This window comes from Pseudoduganella rivuli, assembly GCF_009674485.1.
Classification (GTDB): Bacteria; Pseudomonadota; Gammaproteobacteria; order Burkholderiales; family Burkholderiaceae_D; genus Rugamonas; species Rugamonas rivuli_B.
In genome coordinates this window covers 487,245-514,230 of record NZ_WKJJ01000002.1, presented here as the reverse complement: position 1 = coordinate 514,230, position 26,986 = coordinate 487,245, and the positions used below count along the sequence as shown (strand labels likewise).

Here is a 26,986-nt window from a genome sequence, read left to right as displayed (position 1 = left end):
ATCAGCGGGAACTGCGGATCAGCGATCAGGCGCACCTGCAGCTGATTGCCCTCAACATCCATGGATGAGACGAGAAAGCCTTCCCAGAATGGGAGGCTGAGACTATGATTTGCCATGAGAGCAGTGGATTAGTTTTTGGGTTTGGTCGCACAAACACAATAACTCTTCCTTACTGCTCTCTTGCGTTTACGGCATGCTCATCCCGGCAATCCGTGAAGAACCAATAAAAAGCCGGGCGACATCGATTTCTTCGTGGTGCGGGAAAACACGGAAGGCGAATACTCGTCTGTCGGCGGCCGCATTTTCGAAGGCACGGAACGGGAAACCGTGCTGCAGGAAGCCGTGTTCACCCGCAAGGGCACGGACCGCATCCTGCAATATGCGTTCGACCTGGCGCAGTCGCGGCCGAAAAAACACCTGACGTCCGCCACCAAATCGAACGGCATCGCCATCAGCATGCCGTACTGGGATGAACGGGTGGAAGCCATGGCCGCGCAGTACCCGGACGTGCGCTGGGATAAATATCATGTCGATATCCTGGCGGCGCGCTTCGTGCTGAGCCCGGAACGCTTCGACGTGGTGGTGGCGTCGAACCTGTTCGGCGACATCCTGTCCGACCTGGGCCCGGCATGTACCGGCACCATCGGCATTGCACCGTCGGCCAACCTGAACCCGGAACGCGTGTTCCCATCGCTGTTCGAACCGGTGCACGGTTCCGCGCCGGATATCTATGGCCGCAACATTGCCAACCCGGTTGCCATGATCTGGTCCGGCGCCATGATGCTGGACTTCCTCGGCCAGGACGACGCCACGCATCAAGCCGCGTACAAGGCCGCGCACGACGCCGTCATGCACGCGATTGAAACCGTGCTGGTGCAAGGTCCCCGCACGCCGGACATGGGCGGCCAGGCCAGCACGACCGAGATGGGCACGGCTATCGCCGCCCTGATTTAATCGCCATTTGATCGACATCACAGGCGGCGTGCACGCCGCCTGTCCCGCCTCAATACGCCGGTCGGCGTTTTTATACGGTTCATGTCGCAAAAAATGCAGTTCATCGCACGCCGATAGTACTGCCAGGCCCCCTTGTCTATAGTTCACTCAACGAAACGACATACACACAAGGAGCCGAAAATGAACATCGCTAAAAACATGGAAGCCATCTTCCTCGCAGCCGCCACCCTGGCAGGCGCCACGCTGGTCACCACCGCTGTTGCAGCCGTGCCAGCCACCAGACACATCGCCGCCACCGCCCACGCCGTGCCAGCTTCCGCCGGCAAAATGCAGGTGGTGGTCATCACCGCCAAACGGCTGAGCGCCGCTGAAAAAGCAGCGCTCGCCAATTAATACCGCAGCACGCCACCACCGCAGCACCACCGAATCCGGAGCAGAACGATGAACAAATTTATCAGCGCCACCATGATGGCAGTTTCCCTGTACGCGGCACACGGCTTGGCCGTGGCGGATGAAGTCATCAGCGAGATCCGCACGGTCGATGCACGGGCCGTCAAAGTGGTGCTGGACGGGATCATCAGCCTGAACCTGAAACAGGGCAATACGCCGTCGCTGGTGGTGTCCGGCGACAAGCGCTACGTGCCGAAAATCACGGTGGTGCAAAGCGGCGATACGCTGCGCATCGGTACCGACCTGCGCGGCGTCAACTTCAGCAATGGCAACCTGCGCGCCGAACTGACCTTGCCGAACTTGCGCGAATTCGTGTCGGCCGGCGTGGGTTCGGCCGAACTGTCGGGTTTCACGGGCGACGATATGCGCCTGTCGCTGGAGGGCGCCGGCTCCGTCAACATGGCGTCGCGCTACAAGCACATGGATGCGCGCCTGACGGGCGTGGGCAGCATGACGGTCAATGCGGGCGATGCGGAACGCGTCGACCTGAACCTGAAAGGCGCGGGCCAGATCGTCATCAGCGGCCAGAGCAGGAACCTCAACGCGAAGCTGGGCGGCATCGGCAGCCTCGATGCACAGGCGCTGCGCGCCGACAGCGTCGACGTCGACATGACGGGCCTGGGCGGCGCCACCGTGTACGCAAAAACGTCGGCCAACCTGCGCCTGTCCGGCATGGGCTCGGCCACCGTGTACGGCAAGCCGGCCAACCGCAGCTCGACGGCGCGCGGCATGGGCAGCGTGGCCTGGAACTAAGTCCTACTTCAGTATTCCCGGCATCAGCACGCGCGCCACTTGCAGCGCTGCCGGGCCCAGCAGCACCAGCATCAACGTGGGGAAGATGCAGAAGATCAGCGGGAACAACAGTTTCAGCCCGATTTTCGCCGCAGCCTCCTCCGCCATCACCCTGCGCTTGGCGCGCAGGTTATCCGCATGGATGCGCAGCGAATCCCCCATGCTGGTGCCAAAGCGCTGCGACTGGATCAACATCGCCACCAGGGTATCCATGTCTTCCACGCCGCTGCGCAGCGCCAGATTGCGTAGCGCTTTTTCCTTGCTGAAGCCGGCGCGCATTTCCATCAGGGTCAGTTGCAACTCCTGCGCCAGCGCCACGCTTTTGATGTGGATTTCCGCCGCCACCCGCACCAGCGCCCGCTCCAGGCTCAAGCCCGCTTCCACGCACACGGTCAGCAAATCCAGCGCGTCCGGCAAGTGTTCGAAAATTTCCCGCTGGCGGTGCGACGCGGTACGCGCCAGCACCACATTGGGCAGATAATAGCCCGTCGCGGCGCCCCCCAGCAGCAATAGCAACCATGCGCGCTGCGGCACAGCGCCTGCCGCCGGCACTGCCACCAGAGCGGGCAGCAGCAGCGCCAGCATGGTCTTGGCGGCGAAATACAGCGTGGGCGCGGAAGGCTGGCGCCAGCCCGCCGTGATGAAGCGGGTGCGCAGCGGCGACTGTTCCCAGCCCTCTTCCGGCAGCGACAGCCGCGTCAACGGCTGCGCCACCCGCGCAATGCGCTCGATCCAGTTGCCCTGCCCTTCCCCCGGCGCCAGCGCAGCATCGCCCGGCTGGTCATTCAGTTGGCCGTTCAGACGGGCGCGCACGGCATCCGGTGCGAACAGCCACAGCGCCAGCATCACCGCGGCCACGACCACCACGAACACCAGCAACAGGAAAGCCATGTCCGGGGTATTCATGCGCGTATCCTGATCACGCTGCGCATCCACAACACGCCGGTCAGCATGGCGCCTGCCGCATACCACAGCAATTGCTCACCGTAGGGATCGGTCCACAGCACGCTGACGTAGCCGGGATTGAGCAACGACATCAGCGCCATCACGCCCAGCGGCAGCAAGCCCAGTATCCATGCCGACATCCGTCCCTCGGCGGAAAAGACGCGCACTTGCGCCATCAGTTTCAGGCGCGCGCGCACCATGGCGCTGACGTTGTCCAGCAATTCCGCCAGGTTGCCGCCCGACTCGCGCTGGATCAGCACGGCGATCACCATGTAACGCAAGTCCGTCAGCGGGATGCGCGCGGCCAGGTTGTGCAGCGCTTCATTCATCGGCACGCCGTAATTGATTTCCTCATACGCCATGCGGAATTCACTGCCGGTGGGTTCCGGCATTTCATTGCCGACCATTTGCAGCACGTTGGCAAACGAATGGCCCGCGCGCAATGCACGGCCGAGGAAGTCCGCCACTTCCGGCAACTGCGCTTCCAGCTTGCGCATGCGCCGTTCGCGCGCCTGCAACAGCAACAGCGCCGGTCCCGCCGCAGCCGCTGCCAGCGCCGCCAGCCGCGCCATCCATGGCGCTCCCAGCATGGCCGGCAGCCAGAGCGCGGCCAGCAGCAGCGCGCCCTGCATGGCGCCAAAACGCGCCACCGTCCAGTCCATGCCCGCCTGCAGCAGCAAGCGGTCCAGCTTGTCCATGTGCGGCGTGCGCCGCAGCCAGCCGTCCAGCACGGGCTGCGCGCTGTAGCGGCGCTGCTTGAGGATCGTCACGCGTTCGCTGCCGTCAGCGCGCGCCGCCATCAGTTGCAGGCGGCGCGCAATGCGCTGCGCCGCGCCGCCATGGCTGCCGGACCACCACAGCCAGGCCCCTTCGATTGCCAGGATCACGGCGGCGAACAGCAATACCGTGAAAGCGGAAAACACCAGGTCCATACTGCCTCCTATTCGTAAAACTTGTCGGGATCAAACGCGCTGTCCGGCACCGGCGCGCCATACATGCGCAAGCGCTCGGCAAAGCGGGGCCGCACGCCGGTGGCGCGGAAGCGCCCCAGCACCTTGCCCGCGCCATCGATGCCATCCTGCTCGAAGCGGAAGATTTCATGCATGGCGATCATGTCGCCTTCCATGCCCGTGACTTCCTGCAAGCTGACCAGCTTGCGCGCGCCGTCCGTCAGGCGCGACACCTGCATCACGACGGTAATGGCGGAACAGATCTGCTGCCGCATGGCGCGCGGCGTCAACTGCACGCCCGCCATGCCCACCATGTTTTCCAGCCGCGCCAGCGCATCGCGCGGCGAGTTCGCGTGGATCGTCGCCAGCGATCCTTCGTGCCCTGTATTCATGGCTTGCAGCATGTCGATCGCTTCCGCGCCCCGCACCTCCCCCAGGATGATGCGGTCCGGCCGCATGCGCAGCGCATTGCGCACCAGCGCGCGCTGCGTGACTTCGCCTTTACCCTCGATGTTGGGCTGGCGCGTTTCCAGCCGCACCACGTGGGGCTGGCGCAATTGCAGTTCGGCCGCGTCTTCAATGGTGACGATGCGCTCGCAGCCGGGGATAAAGCCGGACAGCACGTTCAGCAGCGTGGTCTTGCCGCTGCCGGTGCCGCCGGAAATCAGGATATTGATCTTGGCCTGGCCCAGCGCTTCCAGCACTTGCACCATGGGCGGCGTCACGCTTTTATAGGCCAGCAGGTTGGCCATCGTCAGCGGGCTGGAAGCGAAGCGGCGGATCGACAGCATCGGGCCGTCGATCGCCAGCGGCGGAATGATGGCGTTGACGCGCGAACCGTCGGGCAGGCGCGCGTCGACCATCGGGCTCGATTCATCGATACGCCGTCCCACGCGCGACACGATTTTTTCGATGATCTTCATCAGGTGCGCATTGTCGTGGAAAGTCACCGCCGTCAATTCCAGCCGCCCGCCCCGCTCCACGTACACCTTGCTGGCCGTATTGACCAGGATGTCGGACACGCCGGCATCGGCCAGCAACGGCTCCAGCGGTCCGAAGCCCAGCATTTCATTCTGAATGTCCAGCACCAGCCGGTGCCGTTCGTGCTGGTTCAGCACGATGCGTTCATCTTCGATCACACGCTGCACCAGCAGCGCCAGTTCATGGCGGAACTGTTCCTGCGTGAGTTTCTTCAGGCGTTCGAGATCGATACGATCCAGGATCGCCTGATGCATGGATTTGCGCAATTCCTGGTATGCCGCATCCGGCAGGCAGGCCGTCAGCGCGGGACCGCTTCCCGCAGCGATACCATGCGCCGCGCCATGCCCTGCACCATGTCCCACGCGGCCGTCGTCGGCGCCGGCCAAACGCTCCCGCAGGCTCATATATCCTCCCCGCGTCCAAACAACCGGTCAAACAAGCCCTTGCTTTCCGGGATGCGGCGCGCGGTGACCAGTTCCACCAGCTCGCCCAGGCTGCGCGCCAGCGGACTGCTGCGCGACAATTGCAGCAGCGGCACGCCCTGGTTGACCGAATCCGTCGCCGCCATGTAATCGTTGGGCACCGTGTGCGCCACTTCCGCACCCAGTGCGGAAGCCAGGTCGGCCAGCCGCAGCTTGCCGCCTTTTTCATAGCGGTTGACGATCAGGCGGATGCGCTCGTTCGGATACCCCAGCGAGCGGAAAATGTCGAGCAGGCGGCGGGCATCGCGGATATCGGGCAGCGCCAGTTGCAGCACGGGATAAATATTGTCCGCGTGGTCCAGCGCGCGCAGCGACAGCGCATCGATCTGCCGCCCCACGTCCAGCAGGACGTAATCGTAATGCTGGCGCGCCACGCGCAGGATGATGTCCATGTGGTCCGGTTTCATGTCCACCGTCTGGGCCGGATCATCCGCCGCCGCCAGCACGCCAAAGCCGGGCGCCACGTGCACCAGGCAGGAATCGAGGAACGCGCCGTCCATGCGGCCGATCTGCGCGCAGATATCGGACAGGGTCATCACCGGCTTCTGGTCGGACACGTACAAGGTCGCGTCGCCGAACTGCCCGTGCAAATCGATCAGCAGCACCTTGCAGCCGCCCAGTTCCGCCAGCGCATAGCCGAAGTTCGTCGACAGGAACGTGGCGCCGCTGCCGCCCTTGCAGGAGATGAACGCCAAGGCCTTGCCGTCGCGCATGTGCGTGATACCGGCGTCGACTTCGATGCGGTCCATCGCATCGTGGAAAGCGCGGTGGTCGAGCGGCAGCGCCAGCACTTCACGCATGCCGGCGCGCATGGCGCGGATCAGCAAATCCTGCTGCGGCGCGCGCGTCAGCAGCATGAACGACGCGCGCGGATAATGGCGCGCCAGCGGTTCCAGCAATTCCGCTTCGGCGGGCGCCAGTTCGCTGGCGTCCAGCACCACCAGGCCGGGCGAATCCGGCAACAGGCGCTCCACCGCATCGCGCATGCCTTGCCGCACCGCCAGCACTTCCACGGCAGGCATGCGTGCGGAACCCTGCGCGGCGATTTCCGCCTGCAAATCACGGTCATGGCTGATGATCAAGGCTTTCATGGGTCCTCCGTCACGAACATGGCTTGGCGCTGGTGCGGTATCCCAGCGATTCGGCCCGCACCACCGTGGCCGCCGTCGGCACTGTCATGCCCGGCAACGGCAGCCAGGACAGCATGGGCAGGTAAGGCACGGGTGCGCAGCCATCCGGACTGCAGATACGCACCCGCACGAACTGGATGCAATTGCCGCCGCCCGGACTGGCCATGCAATTGATGCGGTTCTGCGCCGGGTCCGCCGCCAGCGCGGCGGCGGCCAGCGGCTGCAACTGCCCCGTATCGTCCTGCCACAGGTAATCGATCACCACGTGGTCTTGCGTGATGCCGCCGCTCAGCAGCAGCACGCCGTCGCTGTCGCGGAAGATGGCATGGCGGCGCACGGTATTCATTGCCGCCGGACAGGAAAAATCCGTGACGGCAGCGGCGCGCGCGGCCCGCCGGGTCACTTCCTGCACCGTGTTCCACAGGTAGACGGCACGCGCCGTCTCCAGCAGCAGGAACACGAACAGCAGGAAGACCGGCAATACCAGCGCGTATTCCACCGCCAGCGCCCCCGTGCGGCGCTTGCGGTCAATTGGTCGCATAGCCATAGCGCATCGTATGTATCGCCTGTAATTGCAGCGTGTCGCTGGTCACCGTGCTGAACAGGCCGGGCAGCATCGGCACATTGACCGACGCGGACACCGTGACGGTCGATGCCGGCAACGCGTTGCAGATCACGCCGTCGCAACCGACAAAGACAATGTCCGCCGTCAGCGGCGTCGCCAGGCCGGCCTGCTGCGCCGTCGCCACCACCAGGGCCGCGGTCGCGGCCCGCGCCTGGACAATGGCGGCATTGTTGCCCAGCGCCTGCGGCGGCAACGCGGCCATGGCGCGCGCCCCCTCGTGCACGGCCTTGTGCAGCGCCACGTAGTTCAGGAACACAGTGCCGATCGACAGCAAGGCAGGCGCCAGCAGCACGCTGGCGCACAGGACCAGCGCCAGTTCGATCGCCGCCACGCCACGCCGGGCGCGCCGGGGCGCAACGCAACGAAAAACGCGGCGCGTCATTGATACAACTCCACCATGCCGCCCAGCGACTGCTCGCTGACCACGCCGGCAAATTCGGCGCTGACCGCGGTGGCGCTGGCCGGCGCCGTCAACAGGAAGCGCGCCACCGCCAGCACCTGCGCCTGGGCGCTGGCGCCGGCCGCCACGGGACAGGCCAGCAGCGGGATGAACACCAGGCGGCGCAGCTTGCGCCCTGCCCTCACCGGGCTGGCGGACTGGCCCAGCGCAGGCGACAGGTAGGGCGACACGCCCAGGTTGCCGGCCGCCGCCGGCGTACTGCCGCCGCCGACCGGGTACAGGTATTGCCACTGGGCTTTGGCAATCGGATCATGCGCCCCGGCAAAGCGCTTGGCGCCGCCATAGACCCACAGCGCGCCATAACTGGCGGCCGTGGTCGTGGCAGCGGCGGCGGTGCGGTCGGCCACCGTGTCAAGCTTCTGGCCCGCGCCGGTGGCGCCCGGCTGCGCATGGGATGCAGTCGGCGCCGCCATCCAGTTCGGCACCGCGTAGGACTTGATATTCGTATCGGGCGGCGTGCCGCGCGCGGTGCAGGGCGACGGCGCCGGAAAGACGTCGAAGCGCGTATTCAGGTGCCCGCTCAAGGTGAAGGCGCCCGGTCTGCCCACCGTCACCGTCGCGCCCGTGACGGTATCGCGCGCCATGCTGCCGCTGCACAGGTACGGGCCTACCTTGCTGTCGGACGTATCGGCGGAACCGGCTTGCGGCGCGACCAGGAAATATTCCGGTGTCGTGGCGCCGATGGCGGGATTCAGGTTCAGCAAGTTATAGCTCACGCCATGGCGGAAACCGTATTGCACCCATTCCGTGTCGCCCAGGCCATTGGCGCGCGCCGCGTCGGGCGTCGCGCTCATCGCGCACACCGCCAGCGGCGCCACTTCGACGCCGCTGCGGCCCGCCACCGCCTGCGCGGCCATGCTGGCCGATGCGTACACCGCGCCCAGCACGGCGGAAAACGGCGTCGCCACGTCGCCGATGCCGTCCAGCTTGCTGGTATCGACCCGCACATAACGCAAGCCAGCGGGACTGGCGGTGGCGCCGGCCACGTCCTGCCATTCACTGCCCGTCGCATCGGCACTGGCGGCAAACGACAGCGCATTGCTGTTCCATGCCACCGGCTTGATGTAGGCATAGTGGTACCCAGCGGCGATCGTCCCGGCCTTCTGCACGGCGCTGTCGATCCCGCCCGCCGTGCCATTCAGTGATTGCGCCGCCGCCAGCGCAACGGCGTCAGCCAGTTGCTGCAACTCTTGCTTGCGGCTGTATAGCTGCGCCATGTCCAGCGCCAGCCCGGCAAACGCCAGCACGCTGGCCAGCATCAGCGCGAAAGCAATGGAAATGGAGCCGCGGCGCCGTGCAAAGGCAGTCATTTTTGCGCTCCCACGCCGATCACCAGCGGCGGCGCCGGCGGCTGGCGCTCGGCAAAGCTTTTGCGATAAGCCTGCTGCGTATACAGCGCCGCCGCGCCATCGATGCCGCTCACCGGCGCAGCCGATGGCAGGGCGACGGCCTGGCGCGCAAACGCGGCGCGCGAGGCCGCGCCGAAATCGAACGGAGGCTCGGTCGCCGGCGGCGATGCGCAGCCCGCCAGCAACAGGCCCGGGAATGCGTAACGCAACAGCTTCGATACGAAGGTGTTAGCGGGGTTCATGGCTGGCCTCCGGCGGGATGGGCGCCCAGGAATAACGATGCGCGGCCGGGGGGCGCCATGTCCCCGGTCGGCAGCGCCTGGCCCGGCTGCTGCGGTTGCACCAGGCGGGCCGTGATCAGGAACAGCAGTTCGGTGCGCTCGTGCAGGAAATCCGTGCTGCGGAACAGTGCCCCCAGTACCGGTATTTCACTCAGCAGCGGCAAGCCTTTGATATCGGTGTTCTGGTTGTTGCGGATCAAGCCGCCGATGGCGAAACTCTGGCCATCGTTCAGTTGCACGGTGGTCGACGAGCGGCGCGTGGTCACCAGCGGCAGGATCGCGGGGCCGGACAGGCCGGCGGCGCGGATGCCGACGCCTTCGCGCGACAGTTCCGACACTTCCGGCGCCACTTTCAGGTTGATGCGCCCGCCCGACAGCACAGTGGGCGTGAAACGCAGGCCGACGCCGAATTCCTTTTCTTCCAGGGTCACGCGGCGGTCATCCTGCGCCACGGGAATCAGGATTTTGCCGCCCGCCAGGAAGCTGCCTTCCTGGCCGCTGACGGCCACCAGGGTCGGTTCGGCCAGGATGCGCACCAGGCTGTCCTGGCGCTCCGCATCGATCATCACGCCCTTGCCCGACTTGCTGGTGAGATCGAGATGGCCTTTCGCCACGCCGGACAGGAAGTTGCTCAGCAGGGTGGCGGTCCAGCTGCCGCCGGTTTTCAACAGCACACTGGTTTCCAGCTTGTCCAGCAAGGTCTTCGACACTTCCGCGATCTTCACTTCCAGCATCACTTGCTGCGGCGCCGTCACTGCCAGCAGGTTGACCACGCGCGGCCCCTGCGCGGTCTCCGCCGGGCCGGCCGCCGCTGCGGCTGTTCCGGCAGGCGGCGCGCCCGGCGTGGCCAGTTGCGGCACGGGGCGGCGCACATAGGCGTGCGCCAGTTCCACCACCTGCGCCAGCGTGGGGCCATCCGACACCGTGCCGCTCAGCACCAGCGAATCGGCGGCGGCCGTGACGCGCACATCTTTCTCTTGCGGCAGCAGGGCCGCCAACGCCCCCTGCAATCCGGCCGCATCGAGCGCCACGTCGATATCGACCAGCTGGCATATGCCGCTGGCCAGTTGCACCACCATGTTGGTGCTGCCGATCGCCACCCCGGCCACATACAGCGTATCGGGCGCCGCCAGCACGGCCTGCGCCACGCCCGGATTGCCGATGCTGCGGCCGGCTATCCGCCCCGTCAGCGGCAGCATGGCGGACTTGCCGGGCTGTAGTTGCAGCCGCAGCGGCGCCCCGGCGGCACCGCGGCAACGCAAGCCGCCGCTGCGCGTCTGCCCGGCGCCGTCGTTATCCTGCGCCGCCGCCAGCAATGGCACCAGCACAGCCAGCAACAGCAACTTCGACGGCAACACTCCAGTCGTGGTGGTCATCGCTCCTCCTTAAAAGCATTCCTGGCCGCTGTGTACGCCGTTGATGACGGCGATGCACTGGCGCTGCACCGGCTTTGCGGCAGCCTGCGCCACGCGCGGACGCGGCGGCGCTGCGGGCGCTGCGGGCGGTGCGGCCGGCGCGGCGGCCGGCGTCTCCGGCACACCCAGCAGCGACAACTTGGTGGCGCCGGCCGTCACGCCCGGCTGCGGGTCGACCTGGTTGCGCAGCGCCAGCGACAGCGCGCCAACACTGCGCGCCAGGTCCAGCTGTTCGGCCTGGGCCGGCGTGACTTCCAGGGTGACGGCATTGACCACGCGCGGCTTGGTGTCGTCGCGCCCCACTTCCTGCGCCACGGCCAGCACCAGGATCCGTTCCAGCACGATTTTTGAAATGGCGTGCTGCGCCGCGCGACCTTCGGCATCGGTCTGCATGTGCACCAGTACGTCGACAAAATTGCCCGGCAATGCGAATCCCGCCACCCCCACCACGTCGTTGACGCGCACCGTGATGGCGCGCTTGCCTTCCGAAATCAGCGCCGACAGGCCGCCGGACGCGCCGGCCGGCGCCAGCTTGCCTTCGCTGAGCGGCTCCCCCCGCTGCACCGGGTGGCGCAGCACCCGTCCTTCCAGGTTGCGCAGTTCGCGCAGCGCACCGGATGGCAGGCTGCCGACCGGCCACTCGGCCAGCTTGATCATGTCCGGCGCCAGCCGCTGGCCCGGACTGGCATCGGTAGCCGCCACCACGATGCGGCCCGATGCGGCCGGTGTTTGCCGCAACAGCCAGCGCGACGCCAGCAACACCGCGGCAAACCCCAGCAATATCGCCAGCCCCAGCATCAGCAATGCGCGCCGGTGTTTCATGGCTGTCCTCCTTCCGGCGACGACGCGGCGAACATGCTGCACCACGCCTGTTCCAGCGCCGTCACCGTCAATTGCGGCGGCTGCCCCGCATAGCTGGCAAAGTCGGCCAGCCGGGCCAGGATTTCGCGCGGATAGCTGGCCAATAGCGGCTGGCCGCTGCCAGCATGCAGTTCGTCGACCAGGTGGCGCAGCGCCGCTTCGTCCACGGCCACGTTGGCGGCGCGGCACTGCTTGCGGAACAGTGCGCAATACGCGCCTTCCGACAGCGCCCCGACGTGCACCTTGTAGCCCAGGCGGCGCAACGCCGACGGATCCAGCAACCGTTGCGGCGGCAGATTGGTGGCAAACACCAGCATCGCGTGGAACGGCATGGAAAACTGGTAGCCGCCTGCCAGCGCCAGCTGGTCCTGCCCGACGTCCAGCGGCTGGATAAAGCGGTTCAGCAGCGCCGGTGCGGCAATCCGCTGGCGGCCCAGGTCATCGACGATGACGAGGCCGTGGCTGGCCTTGCAATGGGCCGGCGCCTGGTAGCAGCCGGAAAAAGCGTCGTGGCGCAATTCCAGCATGGCCGCGTCGAGTTCCGCGCCCAGTTGCACCACGGGCCGCTGGCACAGCATCCACCGCGCATCGCCGCTGCGCCGCTCCGGCGGCAGGCGGCCGCCCGCCAGGGGCGTCGGTGGCTGGTGGATGGCCGCATCGTAAATCTGCACGATTTCCTGGCCCACCGCCACCGCGTGCGGCACCAGCACGACGCCCGGCAACAAGCCGCCCAGCTTGCGCGCCAGCGTGCTCTTGCCGCTGCCGGGCGGGCCATACAACAGGATCGAGCGGCCCGCATGCATGGCGGCGCCGGCCAGCCGGTGCACCACCGGATCGAGGCAGCAATCGGCAAACACGGCGTCGACCTCGTCCGCCGTCACGCCGCCCAGCGCCAGACGCGCCGCCTGGCGCGACGCCATCGCGCGGTAAGCCTCCAGCGTGACGGGGGCCGGTCCCTGGTACGGCGCCCGCTCCAGCCATACGCCGGCGCGCTGGCGTCCCATGCCCGTCAACTGGTATTGCACGTCGATATCGGCGTCGCCCCGCCACGCCACTTCCGCCAACTGTTCCGCCACCATGAAATCGAGCGCTTCGCGCAACACATTGACGGACAGCCGCAGCCTGGTGGCCAGGATCGGCAAATGCGTGCGGCCCGCCGTGAAAATCGCCTTGGCGATCAATTCCACGATCAGTTGCAATTCCAACCCGGTTTCCAGCACATTGCGCGGCTGCGGCGGCAGGATGGGGGTGTGCTCATCCTCGTCGGTGCGGGTGGCGGGCAGCACGGTGGCGATATCGAGCATGGCGGTCCTCTTTCAAGCGAGCTGAACTATAGGAAAGGCGATACTAGCCCTGGCATTCCGAGTGGATATTGATTAGCGGCAAGCGTGGCAAACCCGCTACACGCCGTGCGCCGACCATACAGTCACGACCGTGCCGGCGGCCACGGCCACCCCGTACGGCATGCCGCCCACTGACGCGCCGCCGGCCAGGACCGGCAGCGGCATGCGGACACCGGCCAGCCGCAGCATCCACGCCACCAGCAACTGGCGGACGTTGGCCAGGCCCTGGCGCCAGCGTCCACTGGCGACCAGCATCCCCAGGCCCAACAGGCCGCCAGCCAGGATGCTGGCAAACGCGATAGCGCAAGCCTGCGAGGGCCCGGCAAACGCGCCCGCCATGGCCATCAGCTTGACGTCGCCCGCCGCCATGCCGCCGGCCATATACATCGGCAGGAACAGGCAAAAACCCGTCAGCATGCCGGCCAGCCAGGCGGACAGCCAGGCGCCACCCGGTCCCAGCCAGCCATGCAGCACCAGCGCCAGCAGCAAACCGCTCAGCACCAGCACGTTGGGGATCTTGCGCACGGCAAGGTCCGTGACTGCGGCTTGCAATACCAGCCACAGCAGCGCAAACTCAAAGGCGTTCAGCATGGCGCCACTCCAGGCGCGCCGGCCCAACCGCACCGGCGCGCTACAGGTTATGAGCCGGTCAAGGTCGTCCTGATCGTGTCGAACTTGCCACTGAGGGTGGTCCCCAGCGTGGTCAGCGCGGTGGAAATGGCCACCACGATCAGGGCCGCAATCAAGCCATATTCGATTGCGGTAATGCCTTCTTCGTCGCCGGTAAAATTACGGACGGCTGCAACAAGTGAGTGCATGATGTGCTCCTATCAGAAGGATTGAGGGAACCTGGCGGAGCCTGTCTGCAGCCATGCCGCCGCCATTGAGACCACTATAGGCGTGGCGGTACAAGCGGCGTTGACTACGCGCAATTTTTTCCATACGGAATTTTTTGCACTGTGAGAACGCAGGGCCCAGGCAGCGAATGCCGCGTTTTTTCCACAGGCGGGCGCTCCGGCAGAACCCGGCAGCGTAAAATCGTGGCGTTTTAGCAGATATTCTCAGACTTTAATTGCCTATAAGACAAAAAGGTATTATTCTGCTTAGCTGTCTTTCGGAAAGGCCTCATGCTTTCAAGCACTGTGAGCCTTGCAGCTGCGGTAAAACTCGCTATGATGGGCTCTCGGTATGATGCTTGAGGCTATGGGTGTGTGATCAGAGAACGACGATGGATTCCCTACTGAAACACATGGTGGACATGACTGGCCACCGCGATCACACCATGCTTGACATTTCGGTAATTTCGGCAGTGCAAGAACTTGCCAATGCCAAGCAGACGCGCGTGCTGACCCTGACCACCGTCAAGGGCCAGACCTTCATCCGTTCCCGCGCCATCATTTGCGCCGGCAAAGCCGCCCGCATGGAAGAACAAACCGACCCGGCCAGCGCCGGTGAAGCGTTGTCCAGCTATACGGCGCTGGCCGCCTGCATCGCCCGCCATGAAGCGTCGGCCGAGCAAGTCGATGCGGAAGGCAACCATACGCTGTGGCTGCCGATCTGGCTGGGCGATAAATGCAATACCTGCCTGGAAATCATCGACCCCACACCGTATACGCCGGAAACCATCCACATCGTGGGCGGTATCGTCAGCGTGTACCGCAATTTCCAGAATCTGCTGGATTACAGCGAGCGCGACTCGCTGACAGGCTTACTGAACCGCAAAACCTTTGACGACCAGCTGGCCAAGATGCTGGCCGCCAGCAGCGCGGAACAGGATGCGCTGGCGCTGCCGCCCGGCGAAGAAGAGCGCCGCCATCACTCCGACCAGGAAAAACAATGGCTGGCCGTGGTGGACGTCGACCATTTCAAGCACGTCAACGACAAGTTCGGCCACCTGTATGGCGATGAAGTGCTGATCCTGATCGCCAACCTGCTGCAATCGTCATTCCGCGCGCAAGACCGCGTATTCCGTTTCGGCGGCGAGGAATTCGTCGTGCTGCTGCGTTCGACCACGCAGGAAAACGCCCGCCGCATCATCGACCGTTTCCGCATGAACGTGGAAACGCATGAATTCCCGCAAGTGGGCAAAGTCACCGTGTCGATCGGCTACGTCAGCATCAGCGCCTATGAAGCACCCGTGATCATCCTCGGCCATGCGGACCAGGCGCTGTACTACGCGAAAAGCCATGGCCGCAATATGATTTGCCACTACGATGAGCTGGTCAGCGGCGGCTTGCTGCAGGCTATCGAATCCAACGACGAAGCCGAATTCTTCTAAACCGGGTCAGGCCAGCGTCAGGAAACGCATCGGATCCACATTCCACTTGGCGGCCGACTCATGGCCGACAATCTTGTCGCCGCCGCCAAACCCAATCCCGCGCGCCAAGTCCACGGTTTCCGGCTTGATGTAGGCGTTGCGCTTGGTGTGGAAGAACACGTTGACCTTGGGCGCCAGCAAATTGGTTTCGTGCGGCTCCACCACCACGCCCAGCCTGCCCGATTCCAGCAGCACCAGCGTCCCCACCGGGTAAATCCCCACGCAGCGCATGAATTCCTGCGCATATTGCGGATTGAAGTGGAACTTGCTCCACTCGTAAATCTTGCGCAGCGCCGCGGCCGCCGACATGCCCTTGTGGTAGCAGCGGTCCGCCGTGATGGCGTCATACACGTCGACAATCGCCGCCATCTGCGCCAGTTCGCTGATTTGCGTGCCGCTCAGCTTGTGCGGGTAACCGCTGCCGTCGCACCGTTCATGGTGATGCAGCGTGATGTCGAGCGCGATATCGTTGATTTCCGGCGATTGCTTCAAGATGTTGTAGCCGTCTTCCGGGTGCTTGCGGATCACGGCGAATTCTTCATCCGTCAGCGCGGCCGGCTTGTTCAACACGTCGTCCGGCACCAGCGCCTTGCCCGTATCGTGTAACAGGCCGCCCAGGCCCGCCTGGCGCGTGACTTCCGGCGCCATCCCGCGCGAATTGCAGAACGCCACCAGCAGCGCGCAGACGCTGACCGAATGCAGGAACGTGTAATCGTCCTTGTTCTTGATGCGCAACAAGCCCACCAGCGCGCCTGGATTGCGCAGGATGGATTCCGTGATGTTCTGCACCACGGGCTGCACCTGGCCAATCTCGATGGCCTTGCCGAGGCGGGCGTCCGCCATCACGCTGCGCACCAGCGACGACGCCTGGTGGCGCACTTGCGCCGCGCGCGACAATTCCTCGCCCAGCGATACGCGCATCACCGTCACCGGCTTGGCCGCCAGCTCCGTCAATTCCCGCTCGGTGGCTTCCTGCGCTTCCTGCAACGTGGGCGCGTCCTGCACGTCCAGCCCTTTGTCGCTGTCGATCACCACGTCGTGGATGCCGGCCTGGACGATCTTTCGGATCTCGTCTTCGCTGCTGAGCAGGAAGCGGTTGCGCATGAACGGATGGGACATCCAGTCGCAACTGAGATCATGGATGAACATGCCCACTTTCAGCTGGGACGAGTCGACTTTCTTGAGCATAGGAAAACTCTGCTGCGGGCTATGTGGGGTGTGATAAAAGGTAATAATGCAGCGATCAGGCGTTAGAATCAGTATAACAAATTGTTTCCAGCAGGATTCATCACTATGTCCTGCACACAACACTCTTTACATGGAATTACGCCAGCTCCGCTATTTTGTCGCCATCGTCGACCATGGTTCGCTGTCGCGCGCGGCCGCCATGCTGCACGTCGCACAGCCCGCCCTGACGCAGCAATTACGCCAACTGGAAGAAGAACTGGGCGCGCAATTGCTGCACCGGTCGGCCCAGGGCGTACTCAGCACCGATGCCGGCAAGGTGTTTTACGAACATGCGCTGGCCATCCTCAAGCAAGTGTCGGACGCCCGCTCGGCCGTCACGCAATCGGCAACGCGGCCGTCCGGCAGTGTGACTGTTGGTTTGCCACACAGCATTTCCGGCGCGCTGGCATTGCCGCTGCTGACGGCCACGCGCGCGCAATTCCCGGAAATCACGTTGCAATTGACGGAGGAATTGACGGGCAACCTGGCCGAACAATTGAAGTCGGGCCGGGTCAACCTGGCCGTGCTGTTCGATGACGGCCAGTTGTCGCCCTTCGTCTGTACGCCGCTGGCGGAAGAAGAGCTGCGCTACATTTGCCGTACCGACATGGCGCCCGCCGATGACGGCATTGCGCTGTCACAGGCGCTGTCCACCCAGTTGATCCTGCCCGGCATGCAGCACGGCGTGCGGCCCCGCATCGAGGCGGTGGCGCGCAGCGCGGGCCTGGCGACAGCGAACATCATTGAAATCAATTCCATCGCGATCCTGAAATCCGCCATCCTGGCCGGCATGGGCGCCACGATCTTGCCGGTGGCCCCCGTGCTGGCGGAAGTCGAGCGTGGCGCCATGCGCGCGCTGCCCATTCACAGCCCGTCGATTTCCCGCACTGTGGTGCTGTGCGGCTCGAAAAACATCCCGCTGACGAATGCGGCAGCCGCCGTCAGCCGCCTGATCTGCCAGGTCGCGGCGGAACTGTGCCAGAGCGGCTACTGGATCGGTGCGCGCCTGCTGCCACTGAGTGAGTAAAAGTTAATGTAAAATAAATAACTACCTCAACCTCGTGCCATCCGCACGGCGCCGCATAGAGCATCCGAAATGCAATATCGTCCCGAAGTCGATGGCTTGCGTACTGTCGCGGTCATCCCCGTCATCCTGTTCCACGCCGGCTTCCAGCTGTTCAGCGGCGGCTTTGTCGGTGTCGATATTTTCTTTGTCATCAGCGGCTACCTGATCACCAGCATCATTTACGCGGAATTGATGCTCGGGAAATTCAGCATCGTGAATTTCTATGAACGGCGCGCCCGGCGCATCTTGCCCGCCCTGTTTTTCGTGCTGGCCGCCTGCCTGCCGTTCGCCTGGTTATGGCTGCCGCCGGCCGACACCAAGGGATTCGCGCAAAGCGTCGTGTCCGTCACGCTGTTCAGTTCCAACATCCTGTTCTGGCTGACCGGCGGCTATTTCGATACGGCGACAGAACTGAAACCCTTGCTGCACACGTGGAGCCTGGCCGTCGAAGAACAATACTATGTGTTTTTCCCCTTGCTGTTGATGCTGGTATGGCGCGCCGGCAAGCGGGTCTTGCTGGCAGTGCTGGCCGCGATCGGCCTGGCCAGCCTGGTCGCCGCGCAAATGCTGGTGCATGACAAGCCGGACTTCACTTTTTATTTATTGCCGACCCGCGCATGGGAATTGCTGATCGGCGCCTTCACGGCCATTTATTTCACCACCAGCATCGACGCGCAGGTTTCCGACAGGATGCGCCAGCTGGGCAGCCTGGCCGGCCTGGCCCTCATCGCCTTTTCCCTGTTCGTCTACGATAAAAATACGCCCTTCCCCAGCGTGTATGCGCTGGCGCCAACCGTGGGCGCGGCCCTGATCATCCTGTACGCCCGCCCTGCCACGTGGGTCGGACGCTTATTGGCCAGCAAGCCCTTCGTCGGCATCGGCGTGGTCAGCTACAGCGCCTACCTGTGGCACCAGCCGCTGTTTGCCTTTGCCCGCCACCGCAGCCTGGACGAGCCGTCGCCGGCATTGTTGGCGGCGCTGGTGGCCGCGGTACTGGCGCTGGCCTGCTTCAGCTGGAAATACGTGGAAGCGCCCTTCCGCACCCGCCGCGTCGTCGCCCGCAAGCAAGTCTTCACGTTTGGCCTGGCCGGCAGCATGCTGTTTACCGCAGCAGGCCTCAGCGGCCAGTTCACGCACGGCTTCCTGGAACAGCGCACGACGCCGGAACAGTTGGCCGTGCTGAAAACCGCGCACCCCAGCCCGAAGCGCGAAACGTGCCATACCGAAGGCAAGGATTACCGCAAGCCGGAAGCCGCGTGCGAATACCTGGCAGGAAAGCTGACGTGGGCCGCGTACGGCGACAGCCATGCGATCGAGCTGGCCTATGCAGTGGCTGAAAAGCTGCAACCGCAGGGCATCAAGCTCAAGCATTTTTCTTTCAGCGGCTGCGCGCCGTCGTTCGGCACGATGCTGGAGGAAATGCCGCACTGTTCCGAATGGACGCAGGAAGCCGCGCACTATATCGGCCAGCATCCGGAAATTGAAACCGTGGTGGTGTCGCACCGTATCAATGCCCATTTATTCGGCGTACATGAACTGACGTACCCCCATCTGCCGCACGACTTCAGCGCCGCGCAGCAAGAGCAGCGCTGGACTGCGCTGGTTGACGTGCTGCGTTATTTCATCGGCAGCGGCAAACAAGTGATCCTCGTGCTGCAGGCGCCGGAACTGGCCCGCCCCATGGACAAGCTGCTGTTCCGCGCGACCGATCCCCGCAGCGACGTGGTGTCGGTGCGCCGCGCGTGGTGGGATGCACGCAGCGCCTGGACCAATGCGCGGCTGAGCCAGATTCCGCGCGAAGCGCGCATCGTCGACCCGGCCAAAGTCTTGTGCGACAACAGCAATTGCTACGCCGCCCGGGGCGGCGCTGCCTATTACTTTGACGACAACCATTTGTCCGTTGCCGGAGCAGAACTGGTGGCGGACCAGGTGCTGCAGGCGGCGCAAACGTTCACCCGTCATGCCAGCCGCTAAGCCTGCCATAATTTTTTCTTATACCCCCATCGAGAAACGGTATTTCCGTATACGTCAACTTGCCAATTAAACTGGCACGCTATGCGGATTTTTTAGACCTAAACTATCCGTAAGCACGTTGTAATGCCGCAGACCCGCGGCAATACGCCTGTCCCGCCCGCGCTTACCCGGCGCACCGCGACGACTGGCGGCGATCCCGAATACCCTTTTGGAGACATCACCATGGCCGACACCACGGCACCAGCGGCAACCGCCGACCGCCTTACTTCCGTCACACTCGACGACAAATACACGGCCACTTCCGGCAACATCTTCCTGTCCGGCATCCAGGCGCTGGTGCGCTTGCCGATGATGCAACAGGTGCGCGACCACGCCGCCGGCCTGAACACGGGCGGCTTCATTTCCGGCTACCGCGGTTCGCCGCTGGGCGGGTTGGATGAAACGCTGTGGAAAGCCAAGAAACACCTGGAAGCGCACAACGTGCAATTCGTGCCGGGCGTGAATGAAGACCTGGCGGCGACCGCCGTCTGGGGTTCGCAGCAGGTGGATTTGATCGGCCCGGCCAAGTACGATGGCGTGTTTGCCATGTGGTACGGCAAGGGCCCCGGCGTGGACCGCTGCGGCGATGTCTTCAAGCACATGAACCATGCGGGCACGTCCAGGCACGGCGGCGTGCTGCTGGTGGCCGGCGACGACCACGGCGCGTATTCGTCAACGCTGCCGCACCAGTCCGACCACATCTTCTCCGCCTGCATGATCCCCGTGCTGTACCCATGCAACGTGCAGGAATACCTGGACCTGGGCGTGCACGGCTGGGCCATGTCGCGCTTTTCCGGCTGCGCCGTGGCCTTCAAGGCGCTGGCCGACACGGTGGAATCGTCGGCCTCGGTCGATGCGAATCCATTCCGCGTCGACGTGAAGATTCCGAAAGACTTCCATATGCCGGAAGGCGGCCTGAATGCCCGCCTGTCCGCGATCCCGCTGGGCCAGCAGGCGCGCAACCAGGAAGCGCTGATGCAGGACTACAAGATCTATGCGGCGCTGGCCTATGCCCGTGAAAACAAACTGAATCACACCACCATCGATTCCGCGGATGCCAAGCTGGGCATCATCGCGTCCGGCAAATCGTACCTGGACGTGCTGGAAGCGCTGGAAGAACTGGGCATTGATGAAGAGATGGCCGCCAAGGTCGGCCTGCGCCTGTTCAAGGTCGCCATGCCATGGCCGCTGGAACCGGATTCCGTGCGCGAGTTCGCACAGGGCCTGGACGAAATCCTCGTGGTCGAAGAAAAGCGCCAGTTCGTCGAATACCAGTTGAAAGAACAGTTGTACAACTGGCGCGAAGACGTGCGTCCGCGCGTGGTCGGCAAGTTCGATGACAAGGGCGAATGGGTGGCGCCGCGCGGCGAATGGCTGCTGCCGCCGAAGGCTGACTTCTCCGTGTCGCAAGTGGCGCGCGTGATCGCATCGCGCGTCAAGCAGTACATCACGGACACCCATATCCAGGACCAGATCAAGGCCCGCCTGACCTTCCTCGATGCGAAAGACGCGGTACTGAAAAAGGCCATCGACACGCCATTCCGTCCCGCCTTCTATTGCTCCGGCTGCCCGCACAACACGTCGACCAAGGTGCCGGACGGTTCGTTCGCGCTGGCCGGCATCGGCTGCCACGTGATGGCCACGTCGATCTACCCGGAATACAACAAGCTGACCACGCACATGGGCGGCGAAGGCGCGCCGTGGATCGGCCAGGCCGCGTTCTCGAAAGTGCCGCACGTGTTCCAGAACCTGGGTGACGGCACCTATTTCCACTCCGGCTACCTGGCGATCCGCGCCGCCGTGGCGGCCAAGGTCAACATCACCTACAAGATCCTGTACAACGACGCCGTCGCGATGACGGGCGGCCAGCCGGTCGACGGCACCGTGTCCGTGCCGATGATCGCGCAGCAAATGGCGGCAGAAGGCGTCAAGCGCATTGCGCTGGTAACGGAAGACTTGTCGCGTTATACCGATCGCTCCGCCCTGCCGGCCATCGTGTCGCTGCATGACCGCAAGGACATGGATGCCGTGCAGCGCGAATTGCGCGAACTGCCCGGCGCTTCCGTGCTGATTTACGACCAGACCTGCGCCGCCGAAAAGCGCCGCCGCCGCAAGAAAGGCGAATTCCCCGACCCGGCCAAGCGCATGGTCATCAATGAAGCCGTGTGCGAAGGGTGTGGCGATTGCGGCATCCAGTCGAACTGCGTATCGATCCTGCCGAAGGAAACGGAATTCGGCCGCAAGCGCACCATCGACCAGTCGTCGTGCAACAAGGATTATTCGTGCGTGAAGGGCTTCTGCCCGTCGTTCGTCTCGGTCGAAGGCGGTAACCTGAAGAAATCGAAGACGGGCGTCTCGAAGGACAAGAACGCGGACGATGGCTGGGGCGTGCTGCCGCAACCTGCGCTGCCGGACTGCGAACACCCGTACAACATCCTGATCAACGGTATCGGCGGCACCGGTGTCATCACGGTGGGCGCGCTGATGGGCATGGCCGCACACCTGGAAGGCAAAGGCGCGTCCGTGCTGGACATGACGGGCATGTCGCAAAAGAACGGTTCCGTCACGTCGCACGTGAAGATCGCCCGTTCGCCGGCCCACTTGCGCGCGCAGCGCATCGCCACCGGCGAGGCCGACCTGATCCTGGGCTGCGACATGCTGACCGCCGGCGCATCGGACGCCGTATCGAAAATGCGTCCGGGCCGCACGCTGGCCGTGGTCAACCTGCACGAACAGCCGCCCGGCACGTTTGCCCAGCAGCGCGACTGGGAATACCCGGTGCAGGAAGTCAAAGCGCTGATCCGCGAATCCGTGGGCGCGCCGCAAGACAACAGCAACACGGCTGCCGCCGACTTTATCGACGCCACCAAGCTGGCGACGGCATTGATGGGCGATTCGATTGCCGCCAACCTGTTCATGCTGGGATATGCATGGCAGCGCGGCCGCATTCCGCTGACCGAAGCGTCGCTGCTGCGCGCCATTGAACTGAATGGCGTCGGCGTGGAAGCCAACAAGAAGAGCTTCCTGTGGGGCCGTCGCGCCGCCGTGGATCTGAAGCGCGTGGAAAAAACCGCGATCCCGGCGCAAGCCGTCATCGTGCAAATGCCGCAAAGCCTGGATACCGTCATCAAGAAACGCGTGGAATTCCTGACCGGCTACCAGAACGCCGCCTACGCCGCCCAGTATGAAGAACTGGTGCAGCAGGTGCGCGCCAAGGACATGTCCCTTAATGCGGACAATAAGCTGGGCAACAAGCTGGCCATGGCTGCGGCGAAGTCGCTGTCGAAACTGATGGCGTACAAGGATGAATATGAAGTGGCGCGCCTGTACACGGATGGCCGCTTCGTCGAGCAGCTGCAATCGCAATTCGAAGGCAACTTCTCGCTGAAATTCAACCTGGCGCCGCCGCTGTTCGCGAAAAAGGATGCCAAGGGCCACCTGGTCAAGGCGGAATTCGGTTCGTGGATGTGGAGCGCCTTCAAGCTGCTGGCAAAAATGAAGGGGTTGCGCGGTGGCGCGCTGGATATCTTTGGCTACACTGAAGAGCGCAAGATGGAGCGTGCGCTGATTGCCGAGTACCGTGAACTGGTGACCTTGCTGCTGAGCAAAGTCGATGCCAACAACTATGACACGGCGGTGGCGCTGGCGTTGCTGCCGGAGAAAATCCGCGGCTTCGGCCACGTGAAGGAAAAAGCCGTGGCGGAGTTCCGCGCCGAGAAAGCGCGGCTGTTGGCGATTTTCAATAGCGGCCACAAACACGCCGCGTAATGGCTGGCATGGCGGGTTTGTAAAACCCGCCCTACGGAGTTGAGGTATCGGGTTCCGGCATGCATACCACGTACCGTAGGGCGGTAATTACATTGCCGCCATGCACACCACCAACGCCAAAGAATTGCTTGACTTGACGTTAACGTAAACGTCATATAATTTCAGACACCACGTCCTGAACAGTCCAAGATCAAAGGATTTCCATGAACGACCTCTCCGCACCAAAACTCGCCGCTGGCGCTGATCAGGCGAAGCCGGCCAACAAGGTACGCTTCGTCACTGCCGCTTCGCTGTTCGACGGCCATGACGCTTCGATCAACATCATGCGCCGCATCCTGCAATCGAACGGCGTCGAAGTGATCCACCTGGGCCACAACCGCTCGGTGGATGAAGTGGTGACGGCGGCGCTGACGGAAGACGTGCAAGGCATCGCCATTTCCAGCTACCAGGGCGGCCACGTCGAATACTTCAAATACATGCTGGACTTGCTGCGCCAGCGCGGCGGCTCCCACATCAAGGTGTTTGGCGGCGGCGGCGGCGTGATCGTGCCGGAAGAAATCGCCGACCTGCACGCGTACGGCGTGACCCGCATTTTCAGCCCGGAAGATGGCCAGCGTATGGGCCTGGTCGGCATGATCCAGTGGATGGTGCAGCAGTGCGACAGCGACTTGTCGCAATATGCGCCGACGTCGCTGGCGCCGCTGCAAACGGGTGACATCGCCGAACGCCACCGCCCGCTGGCGCAACTGATCACGGCGCTGGAAAACGACAAGGTGACGCCGGAATTGCGCGCGGAACTGCAAGCCACCGCGGAAAACCTGCCGGCGCCGACCTTGGGCATCACCGGCACGGGCGGCGCCGGCAAATCGTCGCTGACCGATGAACTGATCCGCCGCATCCGCCTGGACCAGGGCGATTGCCTGAACATCGCCGTGATTTCAATCGACCCGTCGCGCCGCAAATCCGGCGGCGCGCTGCTGGGCGACCGTATCCGCATGAACGCGATCGGCCCGTGGGCTGGCCAGACGCGCATCTTCATGCGCTCGCTGGCGACCCGCGAAGCCGGTTCGGAAATTTCGCAGGCGCTGCCGGACGTCATCGCCGCCTGCAAGGTGGCGGGTTTTGATTTGGTGATCGTGGAAACGTCCGGCATCGGCCAGGGCGACGCCGCCATCGTGCCGCACGTCGACGTGTCGATGTACGTGATGACGCCGGAATTCGGCGCCGCATCGCAGTTGGAAAAAATCGACATGCTGGATTTCGCGGACTTCATCGCCATCAACAAGTTCGACCGCAAGGGCGCCCAGGATGCGCTGCGCGACGTGGCGAAACAGTACCAGCGCAACCGCGAACTGTGGTCCAAGCGTCCGGAAGAAATGCCGGTGTTCGGCACCCAGGCGTCCCGCTTCAACGACGATGGCGTGACGGCCCTGTACCAGGCCTTGCTGCCGGAACTGGCGCAATTCGGCATGAAGACCCGCGAAGGCATCCTGCCTCCTGCAGGCGTGCGCTTCTCCAGCGGCAAGAACGTGATCGTGCCACCGGCCCGCACGCGCTACCTGGCGGAGATTGCCGACACCGTGCGCGGCTACCACAAGAACACGAATAAACAGGTGCAACTGGCGCGCGAACGCCAGCAGTTGCAGGAAACCAAGCGCATGCTGGCGGCCGCCGGCAAGGACGCCGACCTGAATACGCTCGATGGCCTGATCACGGAACGCGACAACGCGATGGATGGCGGCGCTAAAAAGCTGCTGGCCATGTGGCCCGACATGCAGGCCGCCTATGCGGGTGACGACTACGTCGTGAAAATCCGCGACAAGGAAATCCGTACCCGCCTGGTGCAGCACACGCTGTCCGGCACGCGCATCCGCAAGGTCTCGCTGCCGAAATACCAGGACCACGGTGAAATCCTGCGCTTCCTGATGTCGGAAAACGTGCCGGGCTCGTTCCCGTTCGCCGCCGGCGTGTTCGCGTTCAAGCGCGAAGGCGAAGACCCGACCCGCATGTTCGCCGGTGAAGGCGATGCCTTCCGCACCAACCGCCGTTTCAAGCTGGTCTCGACAGGCATGGATGCCAAGCGTTTGTCGACGGCGTTCGACTCCGTGACCCTGTACGGCGCCGACCCGGCGATCCGCCCCGACATTTACGGCAAGATCGGCAACTCGGGCGTGTCCATCGCCACGCTCGACGACATGAAAGTGCTGTACGACGGTTTCAATTTGTGCAGCCCGAGCACGTCCGTCTCGATGACCATCAACGGCCCGGCGCCGACGATCCTGGCCATGTTCATGAACACCGCCATCGACCAGCAAGTCGACAAGTTCATCGAAGAAAACAAGCGCCAGCCGACCGACGACGAAGCGGCCAAGATCCGCGACTGGGTCTTGCAAAACGTGCGCGGCACCGTGCAGGCCGACATCCTGAAGGAAGACCAGGGCCAGAACACGTGCATCTTCTCGACCGAGTTCTCGCTGAAGGTGATGGGCGACATCCAGGAATATTTTGTTCACCACCAGGTGCGCAATTTCTATTCCGTGTCGATCTCCGGCTACCACATTGCCGAAGCAGGCGCGAACCCGATTTCGCAGTTGGCCTTCACCTTGTCGAACGGCTTCACCTTCGTCGAAGCCTACCTGGCGCGCGGCATGCACATCGACGACTTCGCTCCGAACCTGTCGTTCTTCTTCTCGAACGGCATGGACCCGGAATACACGGTGCTGGGCCGCGTGGCGCGCCGCATCTGGGCGGTGGCGATGCGCGACAAGTATGGCGCCAACGACCGTTCGCAAAAGCTCAAGTACCACGTGCAAACGTCGGGCCGTTCGCTGCACGCGCAGGAAATCGACTTCAACGACATCCGCACCACGTTGCAGGCGCTGATCGCGATCTACGACAACTGCAATTCGCTGCACACCAACGCGTACGATGAAGCGATCACCACGCCGACCGACGAATCCGTGCGCCGCGCTCTGGCGATCCAGCTGATCATCAACCGCGAGTGGGGCCTGGCGAAAAATGAAAACCCAAACCAGGGTTCGTTCATCATCGACGAGCTGACCGACCTGGTGGAGGAAGCCGTGTTGCAGGAATTCGAACGCATCGCCGAACGCGGCGGCGTGCTGGGCGCGATGGAAACCGGCTACCAGCGCGGCAAGATCCAGGAAGAGTCGCTGCTGTACGAACACCAGAAGCACGACGGCACGCTGCCTATCATCGGCGTCAACACCTTCCGCAATCCGAAGGCGTCCGATGTGCCGGCCCCGATCGAACTGGCGCGTTCGACCGACGATGAAAAGCAGTCGCAGTTGACGCGCCTGGCCGACTTCCACGCCCGTAACGCCGACAAGGCGCCGGCGGCACTGGCCGCCTTGCAGAAAGCCGCGATCGACAATGAAAACGTGTTCGCCAAGCTGATGGACGCGGTGCGCGTCTGCTCGCTGGGCCAGGTGACGGCGGCGCTGTTCGAGGTGGGCGGTCAGTATCGCCGCAATATGTAATTCCTGACCGCAGGGTTTGGTGAAACGGCTTGCAGGGGCGACCCTGCAGGCCGTTTTTTTGAACTTAGGGCCGGGAC

General features: G+C 64.0%; 21 protein-coding genes and 1 pseudogene. 8 read left to right on the top strand and 14 right to left on the bottom strand.

Going from position 1 to position 26,986, the window contains the following annotated elements; genetic code table 11:
- Positions 1-222: 222 nt before the first annotated feature.
- The 3 genes and pseudogenes from GJ700_RS05005 to GJ700_RS04995 all read left to right on the top strand — a co-directional run.
- Positions 223-954, top strand: a pseudogene (locus tag GJ700_RS05005) (isocitrate/isopropylmalate dehydrogenase family protein); the annotation flags it as partial.
- Positions 955-1,134: 180 nt separating this feature from the next.
- A complete protein-coding gene (locus GJ700_RS05000) occupies positions 1,135-1,347 on the top strand; it encodes a hypothetical protein (protein ID WP_154371528.1) in 213 nt (70 codons plus the stop codon).
- Positions 1,348-1,395: 48 nt separating this feature from the next.
- Entirely contained in the window at positions 1,396-2,157 is a 762-nt protein-coding gene (locus GJ700_RS04995; RefSeq protein WP_154371527.1) for a GIN domain-containing protein, read from the top strand.
- A 3-nt stretch (positions 2,158-2,160) separates the two neighbouring features.
- Here the strand turns inward: GJ700_RS04995 and GJ700_RS04990 are convergent, their stop codons facing one another.
- From GJ700_RS04990 to GJ700_RS04930, 13 genes are all read right to left on the bottom strand, one after another.
- Positions 2,161-3,102 (bottom strand): type II secretion system F family protein, encoded by a 942-nt coding sequence (locus tag GJ700_RS04990; RefSeq protein ID WP_154371526.1) that lies wholly within the window; start codon positions 3,100-3,102, stop codon positions 2,161-2,163.
- Positions 3,099-4,073 (bottom strand): type II secretion system F family protein, encoded by a 975-nt coding sequence (locus GJ700_RS04985; RefSeq protein WP_154371525.1) that lies wholly within the window; start codon positions 4,071-4,073, stop codon positions 3,099-3,101. Before GJ700_RS04985 ends, GJ700_RS04990 begins: the two co-directional genes overlap by 4 nt.
- An 8-nt stretch (positions 4,074-4,081) precedes the next feature.
- A complete protein-coding gene (locus tag GJ700_RS04980; protein WP_154371524.1) occupies positions 4,082-5,476 on the bottom strand; it encodes a TadA family conjugal transfer-associated ATPase in 1,395 nt (464 codons plus the stop codon).
- A complete protein-coding gene (locus tag GJ700_RS04975) occupies positions 5,473-6,645 on the bottom strand; it encodes a CpaE/TadZ family protein (RefSeq protein WP_154371523.1) in 1,173 nt (390 codons plus the stop codon). The genes GJ700_RS04980 and GJ700_RS04975 overlap by 4 nt, the downstream gene beginning before the upstream one ends.
- A 10-nt stretch (positions 6,646-6,655) precedes the next feature.
- Positions 6,656-7,225, bottom strand: coding sequence for a TadE/TadG family type IV pilus assembly protein (locus tag GJ700_RS04970; RefSeq protein WP_195763782.1), 570 nt, complete (start codon positions 7,223-7,225; stop codon positions 6,656-6,658).
- Positions 7,212-7,691, bottom strand: a complete 480-nt coding sequence (locus GJ700_RS04965) for a TadE/TadG family type IV pilus assembly protein (protein ID WP_154371521.1) — start codon at positions 7,689-7,691, stop codon at positions 7,212-7,214. The genes GJ700_RS04970 and GJ700_RS04965 overlap by 14 nt, the downstream gene beginning before the upstream one ends.
- Positions 7,688-9,079, bottom strand: a complete 1,392-nt coding sequence (locus tag GJ700_RS04960) for a pilus assembly protein TadG-related protein (RefSeq protein WP_154371520.1) — start codon at positions 9,077-9,079, stop codon at positions 7,688-7,690. The genes GJ700_RS04965 and GJ700_RS04960 overlap by 4 nt, the downstream gene beginning before the upstream one ends.
- Positions 9,076-9,360 carry a pilus assembly protein gene (locus GJ700_RS04955; protein ID WP_154371519.1) on the bottom strand — a complete coding sequence of 95 codons (285 nt, stop codon included), beginning with the start codon at positions 9,358-9,360 and terminating at the stop codon, positions 9,076-9,078. Before GJ700_RS04955 ends, GJ700_RS04960 begins: the two co-directional genes overlap by 4 nt.
- Entirely contained in the window at positions 9,357-10,775 is a 1,419-nt protein-coding gene (locus GJ700_RS04950; protein WP_154371518.1) for a type II and III secretion system protein family protein, read from the bottom strand. The genes GJ700_RS04955 and GJ700_RS04950 overlap by 4 nt, the downstream gene beginning before the upstream one ends.
- A gap of 9 nt (positions 10,776-10,784) precedes the next feature.
- Positions 10,785-11,636 carry a Flp pilus assembly protein CpaB gene (gene cpaB, locus GJ700_RS04945; RefSeq protein ID WP_154371517.1) on the bottom strand — a complete coding sequence of 284 codons (852 nt, stop codon included), beginning with the start codon at positions 11,634-11,636 and terminating at the stop codon, positions 10,785-10,787.
- Positions 11,633-12,979: a DUF8689 domain-containing protein gene (locus tag GJ700_RS04940; RefSeq protein ID WP_154371516.1), complete on the bottom strand. Its 1,347-nt coding sequence runs from the start codon at positions 12,977-12,979 to the stop codon at positions 11,633-11,635. The genes cpaB and GJ700_RS04940 overlap by 4 nt, the downstream gene beginning before the upstream one ends.
- Before the next feature lie 96 nt (positions 12,980-13,075).
- Positions 13,076-13,609: a prepilin peptidase gene (locus tag GJ700_RS04935; RefSeq protein WP_154371515.1), complete on the bottom strand. Its 534-nt coding sequence runs from the start codon at positions 13,607-13,609 to the stop codon at positions 13,076-13,078.
- Between the two features lie 47 nt (positions 13,610-13,656).
- Positions 13,657-13,836, bottom strand: a complete 180-nt coding sequence (locus GJ700_RS04930; RefSeq protein WP_154371514.1) for a Flp family type IVb pilin — start codon at positions 13,834-13,836, stop codon at positions 13,657-13,659.
- Between the two features lie 410 nt (positions 13,837-14,246).
- On the opposite strand from GJ700_RS04930, the gene GJ700_RS04925 reads away from it, so the two are divergent.
- Complete coding sequence (locus GJ700_RS04925; RefSeq protein ID WP_154371513.1) at positions 14,247-15,296, top strand: GGDEF domain-containing protein; 1,050 nt, start codon at positions 14,247-14,249, stop codon at positions 15,294-15,296.
- Positions 15,297-15,302: 6 nt separating this feature from the next.
- Here GJ700_RS04925 and GJ700_RS04920 read toward each other — a convergent pair whose 3' ends face one another.
- Positions 15,303-16,523, bottom strand: coding sequence for an HD-GYP domain-containing protein (locus GJ700_RS04920; protein WP_154371512.1), 1,221 nt, complete (start codon positions 16,521-16,523; stop codon positions 15,303-15,305).
- A gap of 130 nt (positions 16,524-16,653) precedes the next feature.
- Here GJ700_RS04920 and GJ700_RS04915 point away from each other — a divergent pair, with 130 nt between their 5' ends.
- The 4 genes from GJ700_RS04915 (at position 16,654) to icmF (ending at position 26,909) form a co-directional block, all read left to right on the top strand.
- Complete coding sequence (locus GJ700_RS04915) at positions 16,654-17,589, top strand: LysR substrate-binding domain-containing protein (protein ID WP_154371511.1); 936 nt, start codon at positions 16,654-16,656, stop codon at positions 17,587-17,589.
- Between the two features lie 69 nt (positions 17,590-17,658).
- The gene (locus tag GJ700_RS04910) at positions 17,659-19,602 is read left to right on the top strand and encodes an acyltransferase family protein (protein WP_154371510.1); all 1,944 of its coding nucleotides are present in this window, start codon (positions 17,659-17,661) and stop codon (positions 19,600-19,602) included.
- Between the two features lie 222 nt (positions 19,603-19,824).
- Positions 19,825-23,409 (top strand): indolepyruvate ferredoxin oxidoreductase family protein, encoded by a 3,585-nt coding sequence (locus tag GJ700_RS04905; RefSeq protein ID WP_154371509.1) that lies wholly within the window; start codon positions 19,825-19,827, stop codon positions 23,407-23,409.
- A gap of 203 nt (positions 23,410-23,612) precedes the next feature.
- A complete protein-coding gene (icmF, locus tag GJ700_RS04900) occupies positions 23,613-26,909 on the top strand; it encodes a fused isobutyryl-CoA mutase/GTPase IcmF (protein ID WP_154371508.1) in 3,297 nt (1,098 codons plus the stop codon).
- Positions 26,910-26,986 lie beyond the last annotated feature (77 nt).

Coding starts and splice junctions, on each gene's coding strand:
- icmF (WP_154371508.1), top strand. CDS start 23,613: ATGAACGACCTCTCCGCACCAAAACTCGCCGCTGGCGCTGATCAGGCG.
- GJ700_RS04985 (WP_154371525.1), bottom strand. CDS start 4,073: ATGGACCTGGTGTTTTCCGCTTTCACGGTATTGCTGTTCGCCGCCGTG.
- GJ700_RS04995 (WP_154371527.1), top strand. CDS start 1,396: ATGAACAAATTTATCAGCGCCACCATGATGGCAGTTTCCCTGTACGCG.
- GJ700_RS04940 (WP_154371516.1), bottom strand. CDS start 12,979: ATGCTCGATATCGCCACCGTGCTGCCCGCCACCCGCACCGACGAGGAT.
- GJ700_RS04970 (WP_195763782.1), bottom strand. CDS start 7,225: ATGCGACCAATTGACCGCAAGCGCCGCACGGGGGCGCTGGCGGTGGAA.
- GJ700_RS04965 (WP_154371521.1), bottom strand. CDS start 7,691: ATGACGCGCCGCGTTTTTCGTTGCGTTGCGCCCCGGCGCGCCCGGCGT.
- GJ700_RS04960 (WP_154371520.1), bottom strand. CDS start 9,079: ATGACTGCCTTTGCACGGCGCCGCGGCTCCATTTCCATTGCTTTCGCG.
- GJ700_RS04930 (WP_154371514.1), bottom strand. CDS start 13,836: ATGCACTCACTTGTTGCAGCCGTCCGTAATTTTACCGGCGACGAAGAA.
- GJ700_RS04910 (WP_154371510.1), top strand. CDS start 17,659: ATGCAATATCGTCCCGAAGTCGATGGCTTGCGTACTGTCGCGGTCATC.
- GJ700_RS04905 (WP_154371509.1), top strand. CDS start 19,825: ATGGCCGACACCACGGCACCAGCGGCAACCGCCGACCGCCTTACTTCC.
- cpaB (WP_154371517.1), bottom strand. CDS start 11,636: ATGAAACACCGGCGCGCATTGCTGATGCTGGGGCTGGCGATATTGCTG.
- GJ700_RS04935 (WP_154371515.1), bottom strand. CDS start 13,609: ATGCTGAACGCCTTTGAGTTTGCGCTGCTGTGGCTGGTATTGCAAGCC.
- GJ700_RS04980 (WP_154371524.1), bottom strand. CDS start 5,476: ATGAGCCTGCGGGAGCGTTTGGCCGGCGCCGACGACGGCCGCGTGGGA.
- GJ700_RS04920 (WP_154371512.1), bottom strand. CDS start 16,523: ATGCTCAAGAAAGTCGACTCGTCCCAGCTGAAAGTGGGCATGTTCATC.
- GJ700_RS04950 (WP_154371518.1), bottom strand. CDS start 10,775: ATGACCACCACGACTGGAGTGTTGCCGTCGAAGTTGCTGTTGCTGGCT.
- GJ700_RS04990 (WP_154371526.1), bottom strand. CDS start 3,102: ATGAATACCCCGGACATGGCTTTCCTGTTGCTGGTGTTCGTGGTGGTC.
- GJ700_RS04955 (WP_154371519.1), bottom strand. CDS start 9,360: ATGAACCCCGCTAACACCTTCGTATCGAAGCTGTTGCGTTACGCATTC.
- GJ700_RS04915 (WP_154371511.1), top strand. CDS start 16,654: ATGGAATTACGCCAGCTCCGCTATTTTGTCGCCATCGTCGACCATGGT.
- GJ700_RS05000 (WP_154371528.1), top strand. CDS start 1,135: ATGAACATCGCTAAAAACATGGAAGCCATCTTCCTCGCAGCCGCCACC.
- GJ700_RS04975 (WP_154371523.1), bottom strand. CDS start 6,645: ATGAAAGCCTTGATCATCAGCCATGACCGTGATTTGCAGGCGGAAATC.
- GJ700_RS04925 (WP_154371513.1), top strand. CDS start 14,247: ATGGATTCCCTACTGAAACACATGGTGGACATGACTGGCCACCGCGAT.